Annotated in this window: 1 pseudogene; it reads left to right on the top strand. The window is 62.6% G+C overall.

From position 1 onward, the window contains the following. Positions 1 to 117: 117 nt before the first annotated feature. Positions 118 to 588: pseudogene (locus SA87_RS11450) on the top strand (hypothetical protein); the annotation flags it as partial.

The following is a 588-nucleotide window of genomic DNA, read 5'->3' as shown; positions in this document are numbered from 1 at the left end:
TTACAGAAATCCCCGGCGAAAGCCCCGGAATTCATTCCGGGGATGAAGCCGGTTGTACATCCTTGATACTAACGATAAAATATTCATGAAGAACAACGACAGAAAGGAGGGAGCTGATTGCAAACCATCACCCTTCGCCTTCGTCTGCACCGTCCGACGCAGGCGAAGATCCGGCGATATCGGGAACTCGTGGAACGCACGACGGCCTTCGCCAACAATCTCGTCGCCGCCGGGAGGCCAAAGGGACTCACCAGCCGGACGGCGCGGGCGTACTTCGCCGGCGACCTTCCGTCGGCCGTGATCAACCAGGCGCTTCGGGACGTGGCGGCGCATCGGGACGTTCAGAAGTTCCGGGTCCTCTGGCCGTCGTTCAACAACCAGAACCTGCGCTTGGAAAAAGCCGGAGACTTCTGGACTGCCTCGTTTCCGACGCAAGCCGGCCGGGTGCGGGTGCCGCTCGCGGTAACCCGTAAGCAGGCCGCCCTCCTTGAACGCCTCGGCCGGGACGTGAGGCAGGGCGCGGCGAAGCTGTACGAAAAGCGCGGGCGGTGGTTCCTCGCCCTTTCGGTCACGCTGCCCGTCGAGGAG

It is taken from the genome of Hydrogenibacillus schlegelii (assembly GCF_001653195.1).
Lineage (GTDB): Bacteria > Bacillota > Bacilli > Thermicanales > DSM-22653 > Hydrogenibacillus > Hydrogenibacillus schlegelii.
Note: the sequence above shows the minus strand (reverse complement) of the source record. Positions and strands in the feature narration are given on the sequence as shown.